The sequence below is a fragment of the Streptosporangium sp. CA-135522 genome (assembly GCF_050949235.1).
Taxonomy (GTDB): Bacteria; Actinomycetota; Actinomycetes; order Streptosporangiales; family Streptosporangiaceae; genus Streptosporangium.
This window is the reverse complement of record NZ_CP192026.1, coordinates 5,592,159-5,617,738: the sequence shown is the minus strand read 5'-3', so window position 1 is coordinate 5,617,738 and position 25,580 is coordinate 5,592,159. Positions and strand designations below refer to the sequence as shown.

23 protein-coding genes are annotated in these 25,580 nt (G+C 69.9%); 14 read left to right on the top strand and 9 right to left on the bottom strand.

The genetic code is table 11. The features are described from left to right. Window positions 1-88 precede the first annotated feature (88 nt). The 4 genes from ACQPYK_RS26665 to ACQPYK_RS26650 all read left to right on the top strand — a co-directional run bounded on the left by ACQPYK_RS26665 (window position 89) and on the right by ACQPYK_RS26650 (window position 3,789). Window positions 89-292, top strand: coding sequence for a hypothetical protein (locus tag ACQPYK_RS26665; RefSeq protein WP_433236190.1), 204 nt, complete (start codon window positions 89-91; stop codon window positions 290-292). Between the two features lie 280 nt (window positions 293-572). After that, complete coding sequence (locus tag ACQPYK_RS26660) at window positions 573-1,256, top strand: sulfotransferase family protein (RefSeq protein WP_433236187.1); 684 nt, start codon at window positions 573-575, stop codon at window positions 1,254-1,256. A gap of 267 nt (window positions 1,257-1,523) precedes the next feature. Further along, window positions 1,524-2,378 (top strand): hypothetical protein, encoded by an 855-nt coding sequence (locus tag ACQPYK_RS26655; RefSeq protein WP_433236184.1) that lies wholly within the window; start codon window positions 1,524-1,526, stop codon window positions 2,376-2,378. A 187-nt stretch (window positions 2,379-2,565) separates the two neighbouring features. Further along, the gene (locus ACQPYK_RS26650) at window positions 2,566-3,789 is read left to right on the top strand and encodes an MFS transporter (protein ID WP_433236181.1); all 1,224 of its coding nucleotides are present in this window, start codon (window positions 2,566-2,568) and stop codon (window positions 3,787-3,789) included. 176 nt (window positions 3,790-3,965) lie between these two features. On the opposite strand, the gene ACQPYK_RS26645 is transcribed toward ACQPYK_RS26650, so the two are convergent. The 3 genes from ACQPYK_RS26645 to ACQPYK_RS26635 are packed head-to-tail and all read right to left on the bottom strand — an operon-like array spanning window position 3,966 to window position 6,981. After that, window positions 3,966-4,763: an ABC transporter ATP-binding protein gene (locus ACQPYK_RS26645; protein ID WP_433236178.1), complete on the bottom strand. Its 798-nt coding sequence runs from the start codon at window positions 4,761-4,763 to the stop codon at window positions 3,966-3,968. Further along, window positions 4,763-5,893: a FecCD family ABC transporter permease gene (locus ACQPYK_RS26640; protein ID WP_433236175.1), complete on the bottom strand. Its 1,131-nt coding sequence runs from the start codon at window positions 5,891-5,893 to the stop codon at window positions 4,763-4,765. The genes ACQPYK_RS26645 and ACQPYK_RS26640 overlap by 1 nt, the downstream gene beginning before the upstream one ends. A gap of 26 nt (window positions 5,894-5,919) precedes the next feature. Further along, window positions 5,920-6,981, bottom strand: a complete 1,062-nt coding sequence (locus tag ACQPYK_RS26635; protein ID WP_433236172.1) for a FecCD family ABC transporter permease — start codon at window positions 6,979-6,981, stop codon at window positions 5,920-5,922. 81 nt (window positions 6,982-7,062) lie between these two features. Here ACQPYK_RS26635 and ACQPYK_RS26630 point away from each other — a divergent pair, with 81 nt between their 5' ends. Then, window positions 7,063-8,076 carry an ABC transporter substrate-binding protein gene (locus ACQPYK_RS26630; protein ID WP_433236169.1) on the top strand — a complete coding sequence of 338 codons (1,014 nt, stop codon included), beginning with the start codon at window positions 7,063-7,065 and terminating at the stop codon, window positions 8,074-8,076. Window positions 8,077-8,332: 256 nt separating this feature from the next. Here the strand turns inward: ACQPYK_RS26630 and ACQPYK_RS26625 are convergent, their stop codons facing one another. After that, window positions 8,333-8,995 (bottom strand): response regulator, encoded by a 663-nt coding sequence (locus ACQPYK_RS26625; RefSeq protein WP_433236166.1) that lies wholly within the window; start codon window positions 8,993-8,995, stop codon window positions 8,333-8,335. Continuing rightward, a complete protein-coding gene (locus tag ACQPYK_RS26620) occupies window positions 8,992-10,179 on the bottom strand; it encodes a sensor histidine kinase (protein ID WP_433236163.1) in 1,188 nt (395 codons plus the stop codon). Before ACQPYK_RS26620 ends, ACQPYK_RS26625 begins: the two co-directional genes overlap by 4 nt. A gap of 515 nt (window positions 10,180-10,694) precedes the next feature. Between ACQPYK_RS26620 and ACQPYK_RS26615 the strand changes: the two genes are divergently transcribed. Next, the gene (locus ACQPYK_RS26615; protein WP_433236160.1) at window positions 10,695-12,284 is read left to right on the top strand and encodes an alpha/beta hydrolase; all 1,590 of its coding nucleotides are present in this window, start codon (window positions 10,695-10,697) and stop codon (window positions 12,282-12,284) included. A gap of 66 nt (window positions 12,285-12,350) precedes the next feature. Here ACQPYK_RS26615 and ACQPYK_RS26610 read toward each other — a convergent pair whose 3' ends face one another. Together ACQPYK_RS26610 and ACQPYK_RS26605 are read right to left on the bottom strand one after the other, a co-directional pair. After that, window positions 12,351-13,712 (bottom strand): pyridoxal phosphate-dependent decarboxylase family protein, encoded by a 1,362-nt coding sequence (locus ACQPYK_RS26610; protein WP_433236157.1) that lies wholly within the window; start codon window positions 13,710-13,712, stop codon window positions 12,351-12,353. Between the two features lie 169 nt (window positions 13,713-13,881). Then, a complete protein-coding gene (locus ACQPYK_RS26605; protein ID WP_433236154.1) occupies window positions 13,882-14,520 on the bottom strand; it encodes an NAD(P)-dependent oxidoreductase in 639 nt (212 codons plus the stop codon). A gap of 168 nt (window positions 14,521-14,688) precedes the next feature. On the opposite strand from ACQPYK_RS26605, the gene ACQPYK_RS26600 reads away from it, so the two are divergent. Continuing rightward, window positions 14,689-15,186, top strand: coding sequence for a MarR family winged helix-turn-helix transcriptional regulator (locus ACQPYK_RS26600; RefSeq protein WP_433236151.1), 498 nt, complete (start codon window positions 14,689-14,691; stop codon window positions 15,184-15,186). Between the two features lie 74 nt (window positions 15,187-15,260). After that, complete coding sequence (locus ACQPYK_RS26595) at window positions 15,261-15,818, top strand: ATP-binding cassette domain-containing protein (protein ID WP_433236148.1); 558 nt, start codon at window positions 15,261-15,263, stop codon at window positions 15,816-15,818. 68 nt (window positions 15,819-15,886) lie between these two features. On the opposite strand, the gene ACQPYK_RS26590 is transcribed toward ACQPYK_RS26595, so the two are convergent. Beyond that, window positions 15,887-16,687 (bottom strand): MerR family transcriptional regulator, encoded by an 801-nt coding sequence (locus ACQPYK_RS26590; protein WP_433236145.1) that lies wholly within the window; start codon window positions 16,685-16,687, stop codon window positions 15,887-15,889. A gap of 294 nt (window positions 16,688-16,981) precedes the next feature. On the opposite strand from ACQPYK_RS26590, the gene ACQPYK_RS26585 reads away from it, so the two are divergent. Then, window positions 16,982-19,321, top strand: coding sequence for an ATP-binding cassette domain-containing protein (locus ACQPYK_RS26585; RefSeq protein WP_433236142.1), 2,340 nt, complete (start codon window positions 16,982-16,984; stop codon window positions 19,319-19,321). A gap of 25 nt (window positions 19,322-19,346) precedes the next feature. Next, a complete protein-coding gene (locus tag ACQPYK_RS26580) occupies window positions 19,347-19,955 on the top strand; it encodes a response regulator transcription factor (protein WP_433236139.1) in 609 nt (202 codons plus the stop codon). Between the two features lie 62 nt (window positions 19,956-20,017). Here the strand turns inward: ACQPYK_RS26580 and ACQPYK_RS26575 are convergent, their stop codons facing one another. After that, window positions 20,018-20,680, bottom strand: a complete 663-nt coding sequence (locus ACQPYK_RS26575) for a GntR family transcriptional regulator (protein WP_433236136.1) — start codon at window positions 20,678-20,680, stop codon at window positions 20,018-20,020. A gap of 595 nt (window positions 20,681-21,275) precedes the next feature. Here ACQPYK_RS26575 and ACQPYK_RS26570 point away from each other — a divergent pair. Genes ACQPYK_RS26570 through ACQPYK_RS26555 form a run of 4 tightly spaced genes read left to right on the top strand, consistent with a single transcriptional unit; the run spans window position 21,276 to window position 25,499 of the window. Further along, window positions 21,276-22,637, top strand: coding sequence for an amidohydrolase family protein (locus tag ACQPYK_RS26570; RefSeq protein WP_433236133.1), 1,362 nt, complete (start codon window positions 21,276-21,278; stop codon window positions 22,635-22,637). Continuing rightward, window positions 22,634-23,884 (top strand): MFS transporter, encoded by a 1,251-nt coding sequence (locus tag ACQPYK_RS26565; RefSeq protein ID WP_433236130.1) that lies wholly within the window; start codon window positions 22,634-22,636, stop codon window positions 23,882-23,884. The genes ACQPYK_RS26570 and ACQPYK_RS26565 overlap by 4 nt, the downstream gene beginning before the upstream one ends. A gap of 3 nt (window positions 23,885-23,887) precedes the next feature. Next, a complete protein-coding gene (locus tag ACQPYK_RS26560) occupies window positions 23,888-24,601 on the top strand; it encodes a fumarylacetoacetate hydrolase family protein (protein ID WP_433236127.1) in 714 nt (237 codons plus the stop codon). Further along, the gene (locus ACQPYK_RS26555; RefSeq protein ID WP_433236124.1) at window positions 24,588-25,499 is read left to right on the top strand and encodes a polysaccharide deacetylase family protein; all 912 of its coding nucleotides are present in this window, start codon (window positions 24,588-24,590) and stop codon (window positions 25,497-25,499) included. Before ACQPYK_RS26560 ends, ACQPYK_RS26555 begins: the two co-directional genes overlap by 14 nt. The last annotated feature ends 81 nt before the right edge of the window (window positions 25,500-25,580 follow it).

Below are 25,580 nucleotides of genomic sequence, written 5' to 3'. Positions count from 1 at the left end.
CCACCGAATGAGTTAGTTGGCTAACTAAGAAAGGACTTTAGCCAGTCCATCCCCGGTTGTCCACACTGATTAGTGAGATGACTAACTTGTGCAAAGACAACTCCGGTGGCCCGGCCGGAACGAAGCCGGGCAAATCGACTGGGTCGAGCAGCAGTTCCGGTCGATGGGCCGAGGCGACTCCCGCGACCTCGCGATCGCCCTGATCGCCGCCTACCAGGGGATCTCTCTGCTCACCAACACCTTTCGAGACCCCGATCTCATGACCGGGGAGGGCCATCGCCTGGAACGCTAGATCGACTCACTGGCATGAGGGGCCACGCCCGGCAGGGCTTTCCCCGGCCGGGCGGCACGCGCCGCCTCCGTAACGCCTCGGGCCGGTGCCGGCCCCTCCTCTGAATCGGTGGGGGTGCGGGGCGCGCGATGGGCCGGACAGGGCGCCGGCGGGCCGACACGTCGAACGACCGTGCCGGCGCCGACGTCATGGGAGAGCGGGCGCCCTTGTCGGCCTCCGGCGTCGGTGGAACATTGCTCGTATATCTGTTTCGCAGTTTCCGATCGAAATGGTAGGGATCATGCGGGTCATCGGGGCGGGCTTCGGCCGTACCGGAACGCTTTCGCTCAAGACGGCTCTTGAGCGTCTCGGCTTCGGACCGTGCCATCACATGACGGAAGTGATCGAACACCCGGGCCAGATCCGTCAATGGCTCGCCCTGGCCGAGGGGCGGCCGGTGAACTGGGATGATCTTCTGGGTGGCTACGACTCCTGCGTGGACTGGCCGTCCGCCGCCTACTGGAACGAGCTCGCCGAGCACTATCCCGAGGCCAAGGTCATCCTCACCGTGCGCGACCCCGAGCGGTGGCTGGCCAGTATGAATGCCACCATCTTCAAGCAGCGCGAGCGCGGTGCCAGGGTGTCGGGCAGGGTGATGTCCGGGTTTTCATCCCTGTTGGGCACGGATTTCGCCTTGTTCACGAAGATGACCAGGCTGACCGTTGAGGAGCGGGTCTTCGGCGGCCACGGGGATGACCCGGAAGAGGCGCTGAAGACGTTCCGGGCGCACGTCGAGAAGGTCGTGGCGACGATCCCGCCCCAACGGCTCCTCCGGTTCGAAGTCCGCCAGGGGTGGAAGCCGCTGTGTGAGTTCCTCGAAGTCCCGGTGCCCGACGAACCCTTCCCCCGGGTCAACGACACCGCGGACTTCGGCAGGAAGGCCCGGGCGAGTCTCGGCTCCATGCTGCTACGGCGCAGCCGGTAGGCGCGGCGGGCGGATGGGCCCGTCGCCCGCACCGAATTTTCTGCCGGGTCGGATGACCGCGGTGAACTGGTGAAAGGCGGCCGCGCACAGTGCTCGGTCGTCAGGCGGCCGCATGGGACGTGTGGAAGCGGGCAGTCTCCGGATGCCCGTTGGAAGATCGTTACGGCGGATTCGTCGTAATCGTCATCCGCACGGGGCGAGTGAACGATGACCTCACATCGCCTTGGGCCGGCGGGCGTTCAATCAGGACACCGTAGACGGGAGGACATGGTGACACCAACCAACCGTGACAAACCGACCGAACAGGAATCGATCGAGGCGGGCGGACCACGCCGGGGCGTTCCGCGGCCGTTGATCGCCGCCGCGGCCGCAGTGCTGCTGACGTCGGGCGGCATCGGGGTGGCGGCGGCATCGGCGGCGACGCCCGTGCCGCCGGCGACGGAGACCCCCATCCCGACGGAGACCCCCACCCCGACGGGAACGACGGGCGAGACGCCCACGGCGATCCCCACCGAGACGCCGTCCCAGACCCCAGCTCCCACTCCCACCGTGACGGCGTTGCCCACCGTGCACCCGCTGGAGTTCGCCGGCGCCGTGCACGGCGAGTTCCTGGTGGGGACGAAGGACCCCTGCGTGTTCGTCACGGTGTTCGCCCAGACCGGTGAGGCGACCGCCGTGGCCGAAGGGACGATCACCGTACGGAGTCGTGACGGCTTCGAGCAGGCGTACACGATCGCCGACGACACCCGTGTCGTCGCGGGCAGGCGCGGCAGCGGCGAGGTCGAGCAGGGTGATTGGGTGGCCCTGACCGCTACGCGTGAGGGGTCGGCGGCCACGGCCGCCTACGTCTACGACCTGTCGCAGCCGGACAGGAAGAACCGTCGCGGCAACGCCTGGTGGTATCACCGGCAATGGTGGCCCGGCACGGTCAAGTGGCGGACCCCCGCCGCCTGCCCCACACCGCCGCAGACCCCGACCCCGACCCCGACGGTGACCGACACGCCCACCGTGCCGCCCACTCCGACCCCGACGGCAACGGAGACGCCCGCCCCGACCCCTCCGGAGACGCCCACCCCGACCCCGACCCCGACCCCGACTCCGACGGCGACCCCGGCTTCCTGACCCTGAGCATCCGCTCCGGCTCTCGACCGAGTGCGCGGGCGAGACGGCTCCGGCATGGCATCCCGTGCTCGGGCCGTTTCGCCCCACCACTTCCACCGGGCCCGCATGACCCGCCCGATCGCGAAACTCGACGGTGAGGTCTTCATCCCGCCAGCCTCGTGGCCGTGATGACTGCTGGACTGGGCGGGTGCCCACAACCACCACCTCTCCCTCCGTCCCCGCTGCGTCGATACGATCGCCGCTGATCGGCTGGCTGGCCGTTATCGCGGTGATGATGGGGATCTTCTCGATCGTCACGGCCGAGATCCTGCCGATCGGCCTGCTGACGTCCATCGGGTCCGATTTCGACGTCTCCGACGGCGCGGCGGGCCTGATGATGACGACGCCCGGCGTGCTGGCCGCGATCGCCGCCCCGGCCGTCACCGTCGCGACCGGGCGGCTCGACCGGCGTTGGATGCTCTGCGTCCTCATGCTTCTGCTGGCCATCGCGGACTTTCTCGCGGCCGCCGCACCGGCCTACTGGGTCATGGCGATCTCCCGGGTCCTGGTCGGGCTGGTCATCGGCGGTTTCTGGTCGATCGGCGCCGGTCTTGCCGCCCGGCTGGTGCGGCCGGAGCGGGTCGGTACGGCAACCGCGGTGATCTTCTCCGCCGTCCCGCTGGGATCCGTACTCGGCGTACCCGCGGGCACCCTCATCGGACAGCTCGCGGGCTGGCGGACGGCCTTCGTCGTCATGGGGGTGATGACGATGGGGGTGTTCCTCTTGCTGGCCGTGTCGGTGCCACCGCTGCCCGCCGTCCAGGTGACGCGGCTGAGCGTCCTGGGCGACCTGTTTCGCAGGTCGGGTGTCCGGACCGGACTGGTTCTGACCTTTCTTATAGTCATGGCTCATTTCGGCACCTACACATATGTGACGCCTTTCCTGCAGCAGGTCACCGGGGCGAGCCCTGGCCTGATCACCATGTTTCTGCTCGTGTACGGCGTCGCCGGCATCGTCGGCAACTTCGTCGCGGGCATGACGGTGACACGCGGCCTGCGGGCTACGTTCATCGTCAGCGGCTGCATGCTCACCGGCGCGACCTCGCTCCTTCCGGCCCTCGGCAGCACAGAGGCCGGCGCGGTCGCGCTGCTCATCGTGTGGGGATTGGCCTATGGCGCCGTCCCCGTCTGCTCGCAGACGTGGTTCTCCACCGCGGCCCCCCACGCGACAGAGGCGGCCTCCATCCTCTTCACCTCCTCCTTCCAGGCCACCATCGCCATCGGAGCCCTGCTCGGGGGTGCTGTGGTGGACGCCGCCTCTCCATCGGCCGTCATGGTGCTCGGTGGTGTGGCCGCGGCCCTCATGGTGCTGACGGTCGTCGTCGGCCGAGCCGTACCGGAGACAGCGTCATCGTCTCCGGACACGAGGTGATCGAAGGTCCTCGGCCGGCACGGGCGGGTGCCGCAGCCCATCGCATCATCACGCCCGGCCTCGTCCGGATCGGATAGGGCGGTGGTCACGAGTCCAAGAGCCTGCGCCACGACTCCTCCTCAGCGTCAGAGCCCTCCCGCAAGAGATCAACTCATCGAGTAATCATCGGCAAGCCCTTAGGCGGGGGCGGTCGCCTTTCTGCGGGCCTCCGGCACGATCAGCGGCGTGCCCGTCTGCGGGTCGGCGATGATCTCGCACCGCACCTCGAAAACCTCTTCGACCAGCGAGGAGGTGACGATACGGCGAGGATCGCCCTCGGCCACGATCGCTCCGTCACGCATGACGATCAGATGGGTGGCATAACGGCAGGCCTGGTTCAGGTCGTGCAGCACCGCGACCAAGGTGCGGCCTGCTTCGTTCAGTTCGGCGCACAGGTCGAGCACCTCGATCTGGTGAGAGATGTCCAGGAACGTGGTCGGCTCATCCAGCAGCAGGATCGGGGTCTCCTGCGCCAGCGCCATCGCCAGCCACACCCGCTGCCGCTGACCGCCCGACAGCTCATCCACGATCCGCTCGGCCAGCCCGGTGACGTCGGTGGCGCGCATCGCCTCGGCCACCGCCGCCTCATCGGCCCGCGACCACTGCCGCATGAACCTCTGGTGCGGGTAACGCCCCCTGGCCACCAGATCGGCGACGGTGATCCCGTCGGGCACGATGGAACTCTGCGGCAGCAACCCGAGCCGCCGCGCGACCTCCTTCGACGGCAGCGAAGTGATCACGCTACCGTCGAGGTGCACCGCGCCCGCGCGCGGCTTGAGCATGCGGGCCAGCGCACGCAGCAGCGTGGACTTGCCGCAGGCGTTCGGGCCGATGATCACGGTGAACGCCCCGTCGGGAACCGTCACCTCCAAGGAAGAGGCGATCACCCGCCGGTCGTAGGCGAGCGTGAGATCAGTACCGGTCAGACGCGCCATCAGCGACGTTCCTTTCGCAGAAGCAGAGCCAGGTAGACGCCGCCGATCGCGGCCGTCAGCACACCGACCGGCAGCTGGGCGGGGGCCAGCAGCCGCTGCGCGGCCAGATCGGCGCCGGTCAGCAGCACGGCGCCCGTCAACGCGGAGGTCACCAGTGTGACCCCGGGCGAGCTCGCCAGGCGTCTGGCGAGCTGCGGGGCGGCCATCGCGACGAACATCACGGGTCCCGCGGCGGCGGTGGCGACCCCGCACAGCAACACACCCACCGTGACGGCGACCGCGCGCACCGCCTCGACCCTGATGCCCACCTGCCTGGCCACGTCCTCACCCATCTCCAGCCGCCGCAGCGGCCTGGACAGGAACGCGCACAGGGGCAGCAGCACGGCCAGCGCGCACGCGACCGGGACCGCGTGCTCCCACCCGCGCCCGCTCAGGCTGCCGCTGAGCCAGGCACCGGCGGTGGCGGCGTCGTTGATGTTCGCGCGGGTGAGCAGGTAATTGTCGGCGGCGAGCAGCAACGCGTTGGCTCCGATCCCGACCAGGATCAGCCGGTACCCCTGCACCCCGCGCCGGTAGGCCAGGACATAGATCAGCGCCGCGCAGACGACGGATCCCAACAGGGAGCCGCCGGCGATCTGCGGGGCGGACCCGCCGGCGATGACCGCCAGGACGCCACCGGTCGATCCGCCGGCGGTGATCCCGATGAAATCAGGGCTGCCCAGCGGATTGCGGGTGAGGCTCTGAAAGATCGCCCCGCTCAGTCCGAAAGCCGCGCCGACCAGCAGGCCGGTGACGACTCTCGGCGCGCGCAGCCTGCCGACGATGAGCTCGGCGGCCGGGCTTCCCTGGCCGAACAGCGCGGTCACGACGTCGCGCACCGGCACGGTGAACTCGCCGGTCGACAGGGCCGCCACGCTCACCGCCGCGGCCACGAGCAGGAGCACCGCGCCGACGGCGGCGGACCTCGGCGCGAGCCGCAGCGACCACGGGCCGAGCCGTACGGCCCGCACGCCCGGTGTCCGGCGCCGCGCCACGGCGCCCGCCTCCTGGCCCGGGAATGTCACATCCTCGGGTCCGTACGGCACGCCCGCAGGCGTCGCGGGCGGGCGCGCCTCGGACGAAAGCGTCATCGGCTCATGGGTTTCGGGCGAGGGCGTCATAGCGCGGCCAACCTCCTGCGCCTGGCGAGCAAGATGAAGACGGGAGCGCCGATCAGCGCGCACATGATGCCGACCTGCACCTCGCCGGGCGGGGCGACGATCCGTCCGGCGACGTCGGCGCTCAGCAGTAGCACCGGTGCGAGCACCGTGCTGTAGGGGAGCACCCACCGCTGGTCCGGTCCCACCACCGCGCGCACCGCGTGCGGCACCGCGAGGCCGACGAACCACAACGGCCCCGCCGCCGCCGTGGCCGAACCGCACAGCAGGGTCACCGCCACCGCGGTGAGGATCCTGGTCCGGCCGACCGCCGCGCCCAGCGCCCGTCCGGCCTCCTCACCCAGGGCCAACGCGTTCAGCGGCTTGGCCAGCAGCAATCCGAGGACCAGCCCGCCGGTCACGAACGGCGCGAGCCGTACCAGGACATCCGAGGTCTGGCCGGCCAGCGAACCGGTCAGCCAGAAGCGCATGCGGTCGAACGTCGTGGAATCCGCGCGCAGGATCATCGAGGAGAGGGCCGTGAAGACCATGCCCGTCGCCGCCCCGGCCAGCGCCAGCCGTACCGGGCTCGCGCCGGCGCGCCCCGCCGAACCCAGCGAGTAGGCCAGCACCGAGCCCAGCGCCGCGCCGCCGAAGGCGAACCACACATAGATGGCGGGATCGGCGAATCCGAGCAGGCCCAGCGCGATCGTCACGCCGAGCGCGGCCCCCTGGTTGACGCCCAGCAGGCCCGGATCGGCCAGCGGGTTGCGAGTCAGGCTCTGCATCAACGCCCCGGCGAGGCCCAGCGCCGCTCCCACGGCCAGGCCGAGCAATGTCCGCGGCACCCGCAACTCGCGGATCACCGTATGGTCGTTGGACCCGGTCGGCGCGGTCAGCGCGTCCAGCACCGTGGACAGCGGCACCGAGCGGGCGCCCAGCGCGACGCTGAGCGCCGACACCAGCACCAGCACTCCGACCGCGACGAGCAGACCGGCGGCCAGGACAGCCGTGCGACCTGCCGGCCGCGCCCGCGAACCGGTTCCTGAGACTGCCGGAGCAGCTGCGCCTGCCGGACTCACCACCCCTCCTTTCGACGAAAAATTTAGGTAAGGCTAATCTAAAGTCCCTGCATTTAGGGAAGCCTAACCTAAGGAGATGAGATGCCCGTATCCAGGAGGAGTTTCCTCGCCGCGGCCGGCGGTTTCGGGGCCCTGCTGACCCTGGCGGCCTGCGGAGCGTCGACGCCCTCGGCCGTCGTGACCACCGAGCGGACGCCGACGGCCTCCGCCGGTCCCTGGACCTTCACCGACGACCGCGGCAAGAAGGTCGAGCTTCCCCGGCGACCGACCCGGATCGTCGCTCAGGTCGGCTCGGCCGCCGCACTGTGGGACTTCGGGATCCGGCCGGTCGCCGTCTTCGGCCCGCACAAGCTGAAAGACGGCGGCAGGGACCCCCAGGTGGGCAACGTCGACATCACCAAGGTCGCCGGCCTCGGCAATGTCTGGGACGAGTTCAACGTGGAGCAGTACATTGCGCTGCAGCCCCAGCTCCTGGTCAGCAGCATGTACGTCAAGGGCACGCTCTGGTACGTTCCGGAGAAGTCGAAGGACACGATCGAGCAGGTGGCGCCCACCGCCGGAATCATGCTGACCGGTCAGAGCGCGAGTCAGGTGATCGGAAAGTACGCCGAACTGGCCCGGTCGCTGGGCGCGGACCTCGACGCCCCCGAAGTGAGCTCGGCCAAGGCCCGATTCGAAGCGGCGACCGCGGAATTGACGAAAATCGCCGCGACCGGCCTGAAAGTTCTCATGATGTCCGGCGGCCCCGACACCATGTGGGTGGTCAACCCCCCGGAATACCCCGACATCATGCACCTGACTCAGAGCGGCCTCGACGTCGTCACGCCCGACAAAGTGGATGAGGGAGGCTTTTTCCAGAGTCTGAGTTGGGAGAACGCCGACAGGTACGACGCCGACGTCATACTTTACGACTCCAGAAGCCAGGCACTGAAGCTCGATGAGATGCTGAAGAAGCCGACCTTCGCCAAACTCCCCGCCGTCAAGGCGGGTCAGGTCTACCCCTGGAAAGCAGAGGCGCCCTTCAGCTATCAGGGCTACGCCGACTATCTTGAGGAACTCGTCGCTGATTTGAAGAAGGCCCACGCCCTTCCCTGATCGGAGCCGATGGGGAACTCGGCCGGGCCAGGGCGGCGGGGTGTTCCGGCCGATGGCTCGACCCTGGAAACGGCGATCGCCTCCCGGATCGGTCGTGAGCGTGGACCTGAGGTCCGCCCTAAGGAGGGTCGATCCGACGTCCGGGCAACTTCGGATGCGTTCCGCCGGAAGGCGTCCGGGGCTGCTTCACCCTCTCCACCGGTGCTCACGGTCGCCGAGTTCTCATCCGTGGCCGGGCCCGGCGACCGGGCCGCTCTCACGCCGGGCGTATGAGCCGGTTCTCGTAGGCGAAGACCACGGCCTGCACCCGGTCGCGCAGCTCCAGCTTCAGCAGGATCCGGGTCAGATGCGTCTTCACGGTCGCTTCGGCCAGGTGCAGGCCCGCGGCGATCTCGGTGTTGGACAGGCCGCGGGCCACCTCGACGAGCACCTCCCGCTCGCGGGGGGTGAGGCGTTGCAGCCGTTCGTCGCTCGCCGGGCCGCCGCCGGTGGGCAGTTGGGCGGCGAAGTTCTCCAGCAGCCGGCGGGTGACCCGCGGGGAGAGCACCGCGTCGCCCGCGGCGACGTTCCTGATCGCCGCGAGCAGTTCCTCGGGCAGGGCGTTCTTGAGGAGGAAGCCGGACGCCCCGGCCTTCAGCCCGGCGAAGGCGTACTCGTCGAGGTCGAAGGTGGTGAGGATGAGAACCCGGGTCTGCCGGCGGTCCCGGATGATCCGGCCGGTCGCCTCGATTCCGTCGGTACCGGGCATGCGTACGTCCATCAGGACGACGTCGGGGCGTAGCCGTCGTGCGAGCCGTACGGCTTCGGCGCCGTCTCCCGCCTCGCCGACCACTTCCATGTCCGGCTGGGCTTCGAAGACCATGGTGAAGGCCATGCGGAGCAGCGGCTCGTCGTCGACGAGCAGGATGCGGATCGTCACGCGGCATCGTCTCCGGCCACGCCGAGGTCGAGAGCGGCCGAGACCTGCCAGCCGCCGCTCGGCAGAGGGCCGGCCTCCAGGGTTCCCCCGTACGCGGCGGCGCGTTCGCGCATGCCGAGGATGCCGTGTCCGGACGGCGGACCGGGAGCCCGTGTGGCGCGGCCGTCGTCGATGACGTCGATGGCGACGGCGCCGGGCGAGCAGCGCACCCGCACCTCGGCGTGAGTGCCGGGTGATGTGTGCTTGAGGCTGTTGGTCAAGGCTTCCTGTACCAGGCGGTAGACGGTGAGTTGTGCGGCGGCGGGCAGGAACGCGGGATCGCCCTGCAGGTCGAGACGGGTCGGCAGGCCGGCCGTGCGCATCTGGTCGGCGAGGATCTCCAGATGGGCGATGCCGGGCATCGGGTGGCGCAGCGCGTCCGGTTCGTCGGCCCGCAGGACGCCGAGGGAGCGTCGCATGTCGGTGAGCGCCTGCCGCCCGGTGCCGGAAATCTGGCGCATGGCGGCGGTCGCCCGATCGGGTGCGCGATGCTGTGCGAAGACCGCGCCGTCGGCGAGCGCGACCATGACGGACAGGTTATGGGTGACGATGTCGTGCATCTCCCGGGCGATGCGTGCCCTCTCGTCGGCCACCGCGAGCCGGGCCCGCTGGTCGCGTTCGCGCTCCAGGCGAACCGCGCGATCCTCCAGGGACGCGAGGTAGGCCCGCCTGATCCGCGTGTTCACCCCGGTGACGGCGACGGCGGCGGCCACGGCGGTCAGGAAGACGGCCGAGCTGAAGAACCTGCCCTCGGGTGCCGCCCAGCGTGCGGAGGCCAGCAGGATGCCGACCTCGAGGACGGCTCCGGCCGCGAGCGTGTGGCGCCGGCCGGAGCGCGCGGCCACCGTGTACAGCGCGACCAGCAGCGCCACATCGGTCAGCAGCTGGGTGTCGGTGAGCCACTGGACGAAGGCCGCGGCGGCCACCGCGTAGAACACCGTCCGGGGTGCGCGGCGCCGCCACACCAGGGGCGACACCAGGGCCACCTGGAGGAGCAGCGGTCCAGGGGGACCCTGGTAGACCGCGCTGTCGACGCCGACGGCCGCGAAGAAGAGCAGGACCGCCAGCGACGCGTCGAACACCGTCGGCGAGAGCCGGGCACCCGTCCGAAGCAGGGCCCGTACCGGCCGCGCCACCTCGGTCATCACACGCCCCGCCGCCTCAGTGCTCCCGTGGCGGCCCCGGCCGGGGCCGCCGCTTCATGGCGCCAACATAGTCGGCTCCCGTCGGGGAACGGCAAACGACCATCCGGCATCGCCCGGCGGGCACGGGCCGCCTTTCGCTCCCGCGAACGGGAGTATCCGGGCGAGGGCCGCTCGACCGGGGTGCCGGCGGCAGGCCGGTCAAGCGGACCCTGTCAGCCTGAAGTCGTACACGGGTCTCCCCGGCGAGGCGCCCGGCGCGCTCACGCCCGGAAGAAGCCGCCGGTCAGGACCGAGATGGCAGGCAGGCACCCGAGGCGGCGCGGGGAGCACGCCGGGGCCCGGAAAATCCGACCGGGAGCTGACGCGCCGGGCCGGCCGTGCGGCCTAGCTTCGTACCCCGGTGAAGGTACGGCCCGCGATTCCCGCGGGTCGTTCAGGGCGCAGGGAAACCGCCCGCGCGCCGCGACCGGTCGTGTACGAGACAGCGCGCGATAAGTGTGCAAGAGGAGAATCCAATGCGTGGACGAAGGATGGCCGTCACCGGGGCCGCGGTGGCGGCCCTTGCGGGCACCACCCTGATCGGTGTGCAGCCGGCCGCCGGTGCGACCCGGGCGAACGTGGGCGGCCGCGCCCCGGACGACGGGCCGGCCCGGTTCCAAGAGCAGAAGATCGACTGGCACGGCTGCCGGACCGGCCCGGACGACGCGATCGGCAAGGAACTGGACGATGCGAAGGCCCAGTGCGCCGAAGTCACCGTGCCGCTGGACTACGCCCGCCCGGACGGGCGGACCATCAAGGTCGCGATGTCCCGACTGAAGGCCACCGACCCCGGGCGCCGGCGAGGGGCGCTGCTGTACAATCCCGGCGGTCCCGGCGTTCCCGCGATGTATCTCGCGCTCAAGGTCAAGCAGGCCGAGCCCGCGGTCGCGGCCCGCTATGACCTGATCGGGATGGATCCCCGGTTCGTCGGGCGCAGCACCCCCCTGAACTGCAAGTGGCCCGCCGTCGGCATCGGCTCCGCCGGACCGGACCGGCGCACCTTCGACCAGAGCGCGGCGCTGGCCAAGGACCTGGCGTCCCGCTGTGCCGGTCACCGAGCCGTGCTGCCCCACGCCTCCACCCGAAACACCGCCCGGGACATGGACGTGATCCGGGCCGCTCTCGGCGAGCCGAAGCTGTCCTACCTCGGCTCCTCGTACGGCACTTACCTGGGCGAGGTCTACCTGCAGCTGTTCCCCCGCCGCGCCGACCGGGTCGTGCTCGACAGCGCCTTGAACCCCGATCTCTTCGGCCCCGACCTGACGAGCACGACGGGATCGGCCGTGACCGCGGTCCTGGAGAACTGGGCGGCCTGGGCGGCCCGTCACCATGGCCGCTACCGTCTGGGCGCCACCACCGCCGAGGTCCTGGCCACGGTGAACCGGATCGACCAAGCCGCCGAACGGGGCCCGCTGCGGGTCGGCGACCACCGGGTCGACAGTCGCGTGCTGCCCCAGCTCCTGTGGAACGTCACCGCCGGGGACAGCGACGAGATGTACGCCGGCTTCGCCGCCGACGTCCGTGTCCTGAGCGACGCCGCCCGCGGCGTCAAGGTCACCCCCACCCCGCTCCTGGAGCAAGTCCTGACCGGCCTGTCCTCTCCGGACGCGGACGGAACCGCGAGCGTCCAGACCGCGATCCAGTGCGCGGACCGGGCGGCCTCCCGCGACCCTGATACCTACTACCGCGACATCCAGGCCCACCGTGTCGACGAGCCGCTGTTCGGCCCGCTGATCCGCAATCTCACCCCTTGCTCGTTCTGGCCGGTCGCCCCCGCCGAACCGCCCACCCGGGTCCGCAACGACGTTCCGGTCCTGCTGGTGGGCGCCACCGGCGACCCGGCGGCCACTTACCCGGGCCAGCAGGCCGCGCATCGGGCCTTGACCGGCTCTCGGCTGGTCACCCTGCGCGACGCCTTCCGCCACACCGTGTACGCGGGACTCTTCGCCCCTCGGAACACCTGCGTCGACAACGCCGTCAACCGCTATCTGATCGACGGCGTCCTGCCCGCCAGGGACGCCACCTGCCTCAACACCCCATCCGCCGGTAAGGGCCGATCCTCCTAGCCGATCGCGGTCGACAGCCCTTCCCGATCGGGCGGTGGTCGCCTGCGCGGGCGTACGGGCCGGACCTCACCCGGCGGCGGCGAGCTTTTCCACCTCGGCGTGCAGGATCTCCACCCAGGCCTCGCTCTCCGGCTTCATCAGGACGCTGCGCAGGATGCGCCCGGTCTCGACGTCGGCCATGATGCGGTGTCCCCGGGCGGCGAGAGCCGATGCGCTGACGCCGTAGGTGGCGAGGAACACCGCCTGCGACGGAACGGCGGACATGCCGGCCTCCATCATCCGGACGGACAGGGCGTCGATCTCGGACAGCCGCCGCGCGCGGGGGAGATAGGTGACGATGTCCAGTTCGGGAGGCTGGTAGGGCATGAGCGCCGCGGAGTCGGCCAGCAGCCCGGCCCAGCGCAGAGCGGCCCGCCGGCCGGGCCGCAGGACCGCGCCGAGCCCGTCGGGCGTGAGCGGCAACAGGCGGAAGGTCAGCCACAGAGCCGCCGCGGAGGCCCCGGCCCGGGAGCACTCCAAGGAGATCTCTCCCAGGTGCAACTGGTCCGAGGTGAAGTAGGTGTAGGGCGAGTCGTGCTTGTAGAAGCGCCCGACCGCGGGGTCCTTGAACAGGACGGCGCCGCATCCGTAGGGCTGCAGCCCGTGCTTGTGCGGGTCCACGACGACGGAGTCGCAGGAGGCGACGGCCCGGAACGGTGCGGCGGTGACGCCGTCGGCGGAGTCGTCCGCGATCAGGGAGAAGAATCCCCCGTAGGCGGCGTCCACATGGATGCGCACGCCGTAGCGCTCCCGAAGCTCAAGGGCCTGATCGATGGGGTCGAGGGCGCCCAGCCCCGTGGTGCCCGCGGTCATCACGACCGTGCCCACCTGTCCGGTGCGCAGCAGCGCCTCCAAAGCGTCGAGGTCCATCCTCCCGGCGCCGTCGGCGGCCACGGGGAAGGAGGGCATCCCGAGCAGGTGGCACATCCGGCCATGGGTGTAGTGGGCGTCCTGGCTGTAGGCGACGCCGCGGCCCGGGTGCGTTTCGCGGGAGACGAACAGGGCTTCGAGGTTGGCCATGGTGCCGCTGGTCGTCAGGTGCCCCAGGTGCTGGGCGTATCCGAACATCGACGCCAGGGCGGCGATCACCTCGCGTTCCATCTGCGCGGTGGCCGGCCCTCCGTCGAGGGCGTGGTTGTTGGGGTTGATCAGCATCGCCGCCACATATCCGACGACGGCGGCGGGGTGCGGGGGCTTGAGCATCTGGGCCGCGTAACGCGGATGGAAGAAGGGGTAGTTGGCGCGCAGCCGTTCGGCCAGCTCGGCGAACGCCTGCGAGAAGTCCTCCTCGGGCACGGTCAGCGCCGGGTGCTGTTCGAAGGCGCCGAACTCGCGTTGCCACCTGCCGATCTCGTCGGCGGCCGAGCCCAGCCAGTGATGCAGGTCCATGCTCGCTCTCCTCGGGCGGGGACGGGCGCCGTGGCGGGCGGTGAGGGCCGAACGGCGCCCCGTTCGGTTCCCTCCGTCATCCTGCTGCTTTTTCGCTCGTGCCCACAGGGGTCCCGTTCACCCGTTCACCCGACCTCACCGGATCGGACCGGGTGGCTCCGGACGATGGTCAGTACGCGGCGGTGAACCTGGTGCGGTGGTGTTTGGGCCGCTCGGCCTCGTCCAGCAGCACCACCGCGAGGTCCTCCATGGAGATCGCCGAGTTCCCCTCGCCGTCGACCAGCAGTTCGTCGGTGCCCAGCCGGTAGGCGCCGGTGCGCTCTCCCGGCTCCAGCAGCGCGGCCGGGCTCAGGTAGGCCCAGTTCGCCCCGGTCTCGGCGCGGCAGGCGGCGAGCTGGTCGTTGCACGCCAACGCGATCGCCCGCCAGTCGGCGGGGAAACCCGGGTCGTCGATCACGGTGGCGCCACCGGCGCCGGGCACGGTCAGGCTGCCGGCACCGCCGACGACCAGCAGCCGGACGCCGGTCCGGGCGACTCCGGCCAGCAGCGCCCTGGCGGTCTCGGCGAGCCGGCCCTCGCTGCCGGGCACCGGGCGGGTCGCGCTGATCACGACGTCCTGGCCGGCGCTCAGCTCGACCACGTCCTCGACGTTTTCGGCGTCGCCGGCACGGACCTCCGCACCGGCGTGCAGTCCGGGTGAGCGGGCCGGGTCGCGCACGACGGCGGTGACCCGGTGGCCGCGGGCCAGCGCCTCGGCGACCACTCGGCTCCCCACGTTTCCTGCTGCTCCGAACACGGTGATGCGCATGGTTTCCAGCTCCTTGTGATGGATCGGTCGGTCGAGGTGGATCGGGCGGACCCCTGGGACCACCGGACGATCCGACGCAGTTGCTTAGTGCTAAGCAAATATATCTCAACGCTAAGGCATTCTTGTGGTGATGTATCTCACCACTAAGACATCGGTTAGGCTGGGGCGGTGGCAGATCATGTCGACCGGGTGTTGGAGCAGTGGGGCGCCCAGCGCCCCGATCTGGACGTGTCGCCGATGGCGGTGATCGGGCGCCTGTCGAGGCTGTCGCGGTTGATCGACGCGGAGCTGCGGGGCACGTTCGGGGCGCACGGGCTCGATGCCGCGTCGTTCGACGTGCTCGCCACCCTGCGTCGCAGCGAACCGCCGCACCGGCTGACCCCGGCCGAGCTGATGCGGGCATCCATGATCACTTCAGGGGCCGTCACCCAGCGTCTCGACCGCCTCGAAGCCCGCGGCCTGGTGACGCGCACCCCCAGCGAGACCGACGGCCGTGTCGTGCACGTCACCCTCACCGACGAGGGCCGCGCGCTCATCGACAGGGCCTTGCCCGACCACGTGGCCACCGAGAACCGGCTGCTCGCCGCGCTTGCGAGCGGCCAGCGTGACGCCCTCGCCGGCGGGCTCCGCGACCTCTTGGAGTCGCTCGGCGACACCGTGGACTGACCCGCCGAGCCGGCCCGGCGGGTGTCGCGGCGCGGATCCGGAGATGCGGAGCCGCATCCCAGGACCTGTTCGACGTGCTGCGTCTCGATCAGAGGACCGAAGGCATCCTGCCCGACGGCCGGTGTCTCCTGTCACCTCACCAGGTCCGCGCCAAGGGCAACGCCTGCTTGACCTGCGACAAGTTCGTCACCGAAGAGACGCACCGCGACGAACTCCAGCGGCGACTCGACCGACCCGAGGCGCTCATCGCGACACGGCAGGCCCAGCTCGCCGCCCGCCACGGGGAGTCGATGACGCAGGACAACGTCTCAAGCCGTCGCGGGTGGGGATACGAGATGATCACCGTTCGCGGTGTGGACGTGCGCGTCGGCGCCCGTCTGCCGCTGTCCGACATCTCCTTCCACATCTCCGCCGACGACCGGATCGGTCTGGTCGGCCCTAACGGCGCGGGCAAGACCACCCTGACGCGGGTTCTGCCCGGGCACGAACATCCCGACGCCGGCCGGGTGGTGCACGGTCCCGGGCTGCTCCTGGGCTACTTCGCCCAGGAGCACGACACGCTCGACCCCGCGCTCACCGTGCGGCAGAACCTGGCCGCGGTCGCGACCTGGCCGCGGTCGCGCCGCACCTGAGTGACGGTGAGGCCCGGCAGGTGCTGGGCTCGTTCCTGTTCACCGGGGAAGCCACCTCGGCGGCCTGCTCACAACGCGCGGCGTCGGCCGTCACGATGTGGCGCGGACGCGCCTTCGTCGCCGGCGCCCGGCTCCTCGCCTTGGAGACGACCCGGCTCCTCGTCTCGGAGGTAATGGTGGAGATGGCTGGCGCCTTCGAGCATGGCTGTCGCCCGTTGCGTCAGTTCCGCCTGGCGTTGTGCGATGGCTGCGCGAAGAGCGTCGCTGCTGCCCGTCCGGCGGAGGCCGTCGAGGACGAGCCGGATCTGAGGCAGGGGGTAGCGGCTCCGCCGCAGCATGTCGATCATCCGCGCGTCCCGGACGTCGGCCGAGCCGAAGCGGCGGTAGGCGGTGGCCGGATCACGCCCCGGCGTCAGCAGCCCGGCGGACTCCCACACGCGTAGGGCGGATGTGCGCACGCCGAGGTGGGCGGCCACCTCTCCGATGCGCATGCCCAGGCGCGGCGACGCCGAGGCGTCCGGAGTCTGCTCCGCGACCGCTTCGAGCGCTTCGCCCGCCGCCCGGAGGGAGAGCCGTTGCTCGTGCAGCGCGGCATGGCCGGCGTCCACGAGCGTGAGCGCCGAAGGAAGATCCCCGTCATGAACGGCCTGCATGATCGCCCGAGCGGTGTCCCACCCGTATCCCCTCGCGAGAGCCCGGTAGGTGATCAGGGCCCTGCGGTGTCCGGTGTCGAACCTGCGGTAACCGGCGGGGGTCCGTGGGGCCGGAGGCAGGATGCCGGTGTCGGCGTAGTTACGGACCTGCTGGGTCGATATGCCGGCCATCCGTGCCAGATCGATGGGGCGAAGCCCCCTTCTCTCCCGTCCCATCGGTCCTCCTTTCCCGTGACGGGGTTCACCGTGCAGTTGAAGGTTACTCGTACGCATCTCCAGGAGCAGCCGCGAACTGTGCGGGAAAGTCTTCACGGGAAGTTCAATGAGAAACTTGAAAGCAGGGAAACCGGGGGCGACGGGCCGGGGATCCCCGCCGGTCGCGTCGGATGGCATGCCGCGAACCCGGTTCGAGGGCGGCCGCCCGGCGCAGGGAAGTCACGCGACGGTCGACGCCGGTCTTCTCGTCACCTCCGTACAGCACGAATCACCGTTTGAAGATGGAAGGGTTCCGTGGTCTTCAGCCATCAGGAAAACAACGTCCGGCACCATGGCGATCCTCGAGGATCGGACCACACCGCCGCGGACGGCCACGACCTCATCCAGGTCCGTGGCGCCAGGGAGAACAATCTGGCCGGCGTCTCCATCGACATCCCCAAGCGACGGCTCACCGTCTTCACCGGGGTCTCCGGCTCCGGCAAGTCCTCTCTGGTCTTCGACACGATCGCCGCGGAGTCGCGGCGGCTGATCGACGAGACCTACACGGCGTTCGTCCAGAACTTCATGCCGAGCCTCGGCCGCCCGGACGTCGACGCGCTGCGCAACCTGAGCGCGGCGATCATCGTCGACCAGGAACGGATGGGCGTCAACGTCCGTTCCACCGTGGGCACCGCCACTGACGCCCACACCATGTTGCGGATCATGTTCAGCCGGATCGGCACCCCTCACGTCGGTCCCCCTTTCGCATTCAGCTTCAACAGGGCCGAGGGCATGTGCCCGCGGTGTGAGGGGCTAGGCAAGGTCTCCGAGATCGACATCGGCCGGCTGGTCGACACGGAGCTGTCGTTGAACGAGGGGGCGATCAGGGTTCCCGGATTCGGGGTGGACACCTGGTACTGGCAGCTGATGGCGCGCTCCGGCCTCTTCGATCCCGACCTGAAGCTGAAGGACTACACCCCCTCCCAGTGGGAGGACTTCCTCCACAAGCCCGCCACCAAACTCAAAATCGGGTCGAACAACCTCACCTACGAAGGACTCGTCACCAAGGTCCGGCGGCTCTACCTCGCCAAGGACCGGGAGTCGATGCAGCCGCAGGCGCGCGCGTTCGCCGATCAGGCGGTCCAGCTCGCCGGCTGCCCCTCCTGCGACGGTTCCCGGCTGAACGAGGCCGCCAGGTCTTCCATGATCGACGGCTACAACATCGCGCAGTGTTCGGCCATGCAGATCAACGACCTGGCCGAGTTCGTGCGGAGCGTCCGCAACCCCTCCGTCGGGCCGGTGCTGGAGACCCTCCGCGAAACACTGGAATCGCTGGTCGAGATCGGCCTCGGTTATCTGAGCCTCGACCGGGAGTCCTCCACGTTGTCCGGTGGTGAGGCGCAACGCGTGAAAATGGTCCGGCACCTCACCTCGAGCCTGACCGACGTCACCTACGTCTTCGACGAACCCACGGCCGGGCTTCACCCGCACGACATCCAACGGATGAACGGCCTGCTGCTGCGGCTGCGCGACAAGGGCAACACGGTGCTCGTCGTGGAGCACAAGCCGGAGACGATCGAGATCGCCGACCACGTGGTCGATCTCGGCCCCGGTGCCGGCCCGGCGGGCGGCCGGATCTGCTTCGCCGGCGACCTGGCCGGACTGCGCGGGTCAGGCACCCTGACGGGGCGCTACCTCGACCACCGCGTGAGCCTGCGCGAGAAGGTGCGCCGCCCCGACGGGCAGCTGCCGATCAAGGACGCCTCCCTGCACAACCTGCGGGATGTGAGCGTCGACATCCCCCTCGGCGTGCTCACCGTCGTCACCGGTGTCGCCGGATCGGGAAAGAGTTCCCTCATCCACGGGTACGTCTCCGGGCAGGACGGCGTGATCGTCGCCGACCAGTCGGCGATCCGTGGCTCCCGCCGGAGCAATCCGGCCACCTACACCGGACTGCTCGACCCGATCCGGTCGGCGTTCGCCAAGGCCAACGGGGTCAAGCCCGGCCTGTTCAGCGCCAACTCCGAGGGAGCCTGCCCCACCTGCAAAGGGATCGGCCTGATCTACACCGACCTCGCCATGATGGCCGAGGTGGCGTCGGTGTGCGAGGAGTGCGAGGGGAAACGGTTCATGCCGGAGGTGCTGTCGTACCGACTGCGCGGCAAGGACATCAGCGAGGTTCTCGGCATGTCGGTGGCCGAGGCCCACGAATTCTTCACCACCGGTCAGGCTCGGACGATCCTCGACCGGCTCGTGGCGGTGGGCCTGGGCTATCTCGGCCTCGGCCAGCCGCTCACCACGCTGTCCGGTGGTGAGCGGCAACGGCTCAAGCTCGCCATCAACATGGCGAAGAACGGCACGACCTATGTCCTGGACGAGCCGACCACCGGCCTGCACCTCGCCGATGTGGACAAGTTGCTCGCCCTGCTGGACCGTCTCGTCGACGACGGCAACACGGTCGTCGTCATCGAGCACCACCAGGCCGTGATGGCCCACGCGGACTGGATCATCGACCTCGGCCCGGGAGCCGGTCATGACGGCGGCCGGGTCGTCTTCGCCGGCACCCCCGCCGACCTGGTCGACACCGGCACGTCCCTTACCGCCGACCACCTCCGCAGCTACATCGGCCGATCCGCCCCCCTGTCCTCATCATGATCCGGACACTGATAGACATACCCCTGTGATTCGTGTGCTTCTAGCCGAGGACCAGCACGTCATCAGAGGCGCGCTGGTCGCACTGCTCGGCCTCGAACCGGACCTGGAGATCGTGGCCGCGGTCGAGTCGGGTGACGCGGCCGTCCCCGCGGCCCTGGTCCACCACCCGGACGTCGCGGTGCTCGACATCGACATGCCCGGCGCCCTGGACGGCCTGGCCGCCGCCGCCGAACTACGCGTGAAGCTGCCGGCGTGCCGCACGCTCATGCTGACCGGGCACGGCAAGCCGGGCCACCTGCGTCGCGCGCTCGGGGCGCAGGTGGACGGGTTCCTGCTGAAGACCGCGCCGCCCGAGGAACTGGTCGCGGCGATCCGCAAGGTCGCCTCGGGGGAGCGGGTGCTCGACCCCTCGCTCGCGGTCACCGCCTGGGACCTGGCCGACAATCCGCTGACCTCCCGGGAGGCCGACGTGCTGCGCCTGGCGGCCGGCGGCGCCGACGCGGCGGAGATCGGGGCACGGCTCTTCCTCGGCGCGGGAACGGTGCGCAACTACCTGACCGCCATCGTCGCCAAGCTCAACGCCCGTAACCGCACCGACGCCGTCCGCATCGCCACCGAGGCGGGCTGGATCTAGTGGGCGGCGGGCGCCGTCTCCGCGTCGTCTCCATGCCGTCGCGGCCCCTCGGGTGATCGGCGCTAGGCGATCGGCCGATACGCGCGACCGGCCGCCTCGATATGCGTCTTGGCGGCGTGCCGGGCGGACTCCGGGTCTCCGGCGCGGATCCCGGCGACGATGGCACGGTGCTGGTCGGTGATCGCACCGGCCCAGTGAGGATCGTCCAGGTTCGCCACGGTCGTGACCGCGATTCGATCCCACACGCGGTGCAGGGCGTCTTCGAGGAAGGGGTTGCCCGCCGCCACCCCGATGGCACGGTGCAGGGCCAGGTTCGCCCGCGCGGAGGCGCGGGCGTCCCGCGCCTCCACCGCGACCTCGACCTCGTCCACGGCCCGGTCGAGCGCATCGACCTCGGCCGGGGCGAGCTGCCCCTGTGCCTGTCGCGCGGCGGCCAGCTCCGCGGCCAGTGCCTCCAGATCGGCGCGCAGCACGAACAGGTGCTCCGCCTCTTTCGGAGTCAGTGCCGCGACGGCGACTCCCCGGGCGGCCGGGACGACCAGCCCTTCGGTCAGCAGCCTTCCGATCGCCTCGCGCACCGGCGTCCGGCTGACCCCCAGGTCAGTGGCCAAAGCCGTCTCGGTCAGTCGTTGGCCGGGTGCGTATTCGCCATCCGAGAACCGGTGACGCAGCGCCACGTACACTGCGTGGGCGCTGCCGGGCTGAGAGTCGGAAGAGATGGCCATTCGCTCAGTATACGCTGTATGCAGTCGGCCGGGAATGAGTGTGGAGATCTTGCGAGGGCTGATCCGGCGAGCCGAGATCGGCCCCGTCGTGCGCCGTCCGGTCCGATGGCCGCCCGAAGTCTCCGCTGTCGGCCGGGGTGAGGCCGTACTCCGGGAAGACCGCCTTCGGCGGTGACGGCCGGTGTCCGCTCCCTTGTTCGAGTGAACGGTTCGATCCGGACCGCGGCCGGCGCCTCATCGGTCGTTGCGGCCGGTTAAGCGCTTGCGAACGATGGATTAATCCTTGACATGCATTGCATGCAATGCATACTTAAAGCATTCAGATCTGTGAGCGAGAGACTCAGATCCGTGATCAAGGAAGGGGAGTCATGCCGAACTCCCTGCAGACGACCGCCTCCGCCGTGACAGGCCTCCCGGCCGGTGTCGCGAACGGGACCGCCGGTGACCGAAGCGGTGATCTCACCCCGCGCGTGCCACCCCCACGCCTTCGCCGGCGCGCCGTCGGGCTCGGTCCCGTCCCGTCCACCGCATTCTTCACGAGGTGACCATGCGCCAACGACACGACCTACTCATCGTGGGCACGCACTTGATTTCGATGGACCCCGCCATCGGGGACATCCCACGCGCCGACATCCTCATCCGTTCCGGTCAGATCATCGACGTCGGCCCGCACACCGCGGACCGTGAGACCGGCGATGTGCAGACCATCGACGGGGCCGGAACGGTGACCCTTCCAGGTTTCGTGGACACGCACTGGCACCTGTGGAACTCGCTCCTGCGCGGCACCGTCGGTGATCGGCCCGGAACCGACTACTTCACCGTCAAACGCGCGCTCGCGCCGCACTTCGAACTGGAAGACTTCTACTGGGCGGCCCGCCTCGGGCTGGCCGAGGCGGCCGGCGGCGGCATCACCACGGTGCACAACTTCGACCACAACGTCCGCGGGCCTCAGGACGCCGACGCCAACATCCAGGCACACCTGGACTCCGGCCTGCGCGGACGCTTTTCCTACGGTCCCCCCGACTCGTCCGCGCCCGAGAGCACCAACGACCTCGACGATCTGGCGAGGCTGCGGGACCGCTGGCCCGGTGATCGCCTCGACGGTCGCCTGGACTTCGGCGTCGCCCTGCGCGGGCCCTACAGGACTCCTCCGGAGGTGTACGAACGCGAGTGGGCGACGGCACGGTCGCTCGGCCTGCCGATCACCATGCACTGCGACCGATGCCTGCGTGAGGAGGGCTGCCGCAGCTGTGGGCTGGTCCGCCTCGAAGAGCTCGGCCTGCTGGGCGAGGACGTGCAGGTCGTCCACGCCGTACACGCCGGAGAGGAGGACATCCGGGCGCTGGCCCGCACCCGCACCCGGGTGTCGCTGAGCCCGATGACGGAAATGAGGACGATGGGGTTCCCGTTGCTCACGGAACTCCTCGAAGCCGGCGTGCAGGTGTCACTCTCCCTGGACACGCTCGCCATGCCGACCAGCGCGGACATACTCGGGCACCTGCGCACGATCATCTCGGTCGAGATCGCCCGTACCGGCTCCGGCACGGTCACACCTCGCAGGCTGCTCCAACTGGCGACGATCGACGGCGCCAGGGACCTCGGGCTCCACGACAGCATAGGTTCGATCACTCCCGGCAAGCGCGCGGACATCGTGATCCTGCGCTCGTCCGACATCAACCTGGTCCCCTCCGGCGACCCGGTCGAGGCGCTGGTCTACACGGGCCAGATAGACAACATCGACACCGTCATCGCCGACGGCCGAATTCTCAAGCGGCACGGACGACTCACGCTTGCCGATGACGAGGAGAACCCCGTCGCCGTGGCCGCGGCACGCCGCGACGCGCTGCTGGGCAGAGCCACAGCGGCCGGCGACTGGCACTGGCCGGCCTGTACCACCGCCAACCCGTCCCAGACCATCTCGGGTCCGGCGACCGCAGATGAAGGGAGCCCGCGATGAGCGCCGCTCCGATCTCCAAGACCTCACCCCCGCCGGGGGAGACCCTGACCCTCAGCGCCGCGGTCGCGATGTTCGGCCTGCTGCTGCTGGCCTACGCCGTCAACGCCATGGACCGCATGGTCTTTCCGATGCTGCTCGTCGAAGTGCGTGGTGAGTACGGCTTCAGCCTCGAGGCGGCCGGACTGCAGGCCACGGTGTTCGCCCTCGGGATGGGTCTGACGGGCCTGCCCGCCGGGTGGCTCCAGCGAACGCTCGGCCGCAAGCGGACGATCGTCGCCGGCACCGTGATGTTCTCGGTCGCGACCGCCCTGACCACCGCCTCGACCGGATTCACGGACATGCTGCTGTGGCGCGTGCTGTCCGGAGTCGGTGAGGCGCTCCAACTCGCGGCGATCATCACCGTGGCTTCGAGCGCGTTCCCGGCCCGTCGCGGAGTGGCGATCGGCAGCATCAACGTGGCCTTCGCCGTCGGATCGGTCGTCGGCCCTTCGCTCGGCAGCAGCCTGCTCGAGGGCTACGGCACCTGGCGGGCGCCGATGCTCGTGTACGGCGCCATCGGCCTCGCCCTCGCGATGGCCATCGTGGTACTGGTGTCGCCACGGCTCACCGAGATCAACTCGTCGGCGAGCTCGGCCCTGCACATCGGCGGCGCCGGCACGCTGCTGTCCCGTAACCCTCTCGTGCTCGCCGTCATCACCGCGCTCTTCGGCCTCACCGACTTCGCCTTCATCGGCCTGTACGCCAGCTACCTGCGTGAGCAGCTGAGCTTCACCCCCGGAGGAGCGGGGTTCGTCATCGGGCTGTCCGGACTGGCGGCGTTCGCCTCTCCGCTCGGCGGTCATCTGGCCGACCGGATGAGTCCCCGGATCGTGCTGCCGGTGCTCAACCTCGGCGTCGCGGCGTGCGGATGCGCCCTGTTCCTCGGACCCGGCTCGACGGCCTGGCAGGCGACTTTCTCGTTCCTGTTCGGGCTTTTCGCCAGCAGTGGCGTGTATGTGGCCGCGGCCAGCTATCTCGTCAAATCCGTCAACGGCGGGCTGGTAAGCCGCGCGGCAGGGCTGTTCGTCACCTGCATCTACGTCGCCGCCGGCGTCGCCGGGCTGCTGTTCAGCAGCCTGATTACCGTCACCGGCTGGATCACGGCGGGCATGGTGCAGGTCGTCGGCTTCTCGATACTCGGTGCCGCTTTGGCCCTCATCCTGCGTCCGCAACTGTTCAGCACGACCAACACACCTCAGGATCACTGACTCATGACCGCACCCGTACTCTGGCAGCTGCCTCAGATCGCCCTTCCCGTCGCCGGAAGGCCCGAGTCCTTCCCCGTTCGCCGGGTCTACTGCGTCGGGCGCAACTACCTCGACCACATCCGGGAGATGCAGGAGGGCAGCGAACGCGACGACCCGTTCTTCTTCCAGAAGCCGGCAGACGCCGTCGTTCCCGACGGCTCCGCCATTCCTTATCCGCCCCAGACCGACGACCTTCAATTCGAGGGCGAACTGGTCGTCGCCATCGGCGCGGCCGGGTCGGACATCAGCCCGCAGGACGCGCCGGGACACGTCTTCGGGCTGGCCGCCGGCATCGACCTGACCCGGCGCGACCGGCAGCGTGACTGCCGCGACATGGCGCGTCCCTGGGAGGCCGGCAAATCCTTCGACCACTCGGCGCCCTGCGGCCCCATCCTCCCCGTCGGGGAAGCCGCCTCGACCCTGTCCGGAGAACTGTGGCTGAGCGTCAACGGCCGGCAGCGGCAGCACACGAGCCTGGGGCTGATGATCTGGAACGTTCCGGAGATCGTCAGCCATCTGTCCCACTCCTATCGCCTGATGCCCGGTGACCTGATCTACACCGGAACTCCGGCAGGGGTCGCCGCCGTGCACCCCGGTGACCGGATTCGCGTCGAGATCACCGGCCTGCCCGCCCTGACCGTGACCATCAGTGAAGGAGACACCCATGCGTCCGAGTGAGCGGCTTGAGTACGACCCCATCGAAGGCCGCGCCGGACTCACCCTGCCCGGCGGCAGGCGGATGGTGGTGTGGGTCATCGTCAACGTGGAGACCTGGTCCGACACCGACCCCATGCCCCGGACCGTCCTCACCCCCCCGGCGGGTGGCATCCCCGCCCCGGACGTCCCCAACTGGGCCTGGCACGAGTACGGCAACCGTGTCGGCTTCTGGCGCATGCTCCAGTCTCTGGACCGCCAAGGGGTGCGAGCCTCGCTGGCGATCAACGGCCAGGCGGTCGAGCACTATCCGCAGATCGCGCAGGCGGCGCGAGATCGCGGATGGGAGTTCGTCGGCCACGGGTTCACCCAGAAGAACATGCAGAAGGTCGAGGACGAGCGGGTCGACATCCGGGCCACCGCCCTGGCGATCGAGTCGGCGGCCGGTGTCCGGCCCCGGGGCTGGCTGGGACCCGGACTGACCGAGACCTGGGAGACGCCGGACGTCCTCGTCGAAGAGGGATACGAGTACGTGTGCGACTGGGTCCTCGACGACCAGCCGGTGGAGCTGGCCACCCGGACGTCGCCCATCGTGAACATTCCCTACACCCAGGAGTGCAACGACGTCGCGATGATGCTGATTCAGCACCATCCGGCCCGCGAGTACTTCCAACGGGCGGCCGACCAGTTCGACCAGCTCTACAAGGACTCCGCCGAATCCGCCCGGGTCATGGCCCTGGTCGTGCACCCCTACATCATGGGCGCGCCGCACCGTCTGAAGTACTTCGAGCAGGCCCTGCAGCACATCCGCGCCCATCGGGACGTCGAGTTCTGGACCGGTGAGCAGATCCTCGACTGGTATCGCGACGCCCGTCCCGCACCGCTGTCAGCCCCGGAGCACGGCTCCCTGGCCGTGCGTTAGCCCCGGCGTTTCGTACGCCCGGGCGCGGTTCACGGCCTCACCCTCGACAGGATCACGCCGCCATCGAGGGTGAGGCCCACG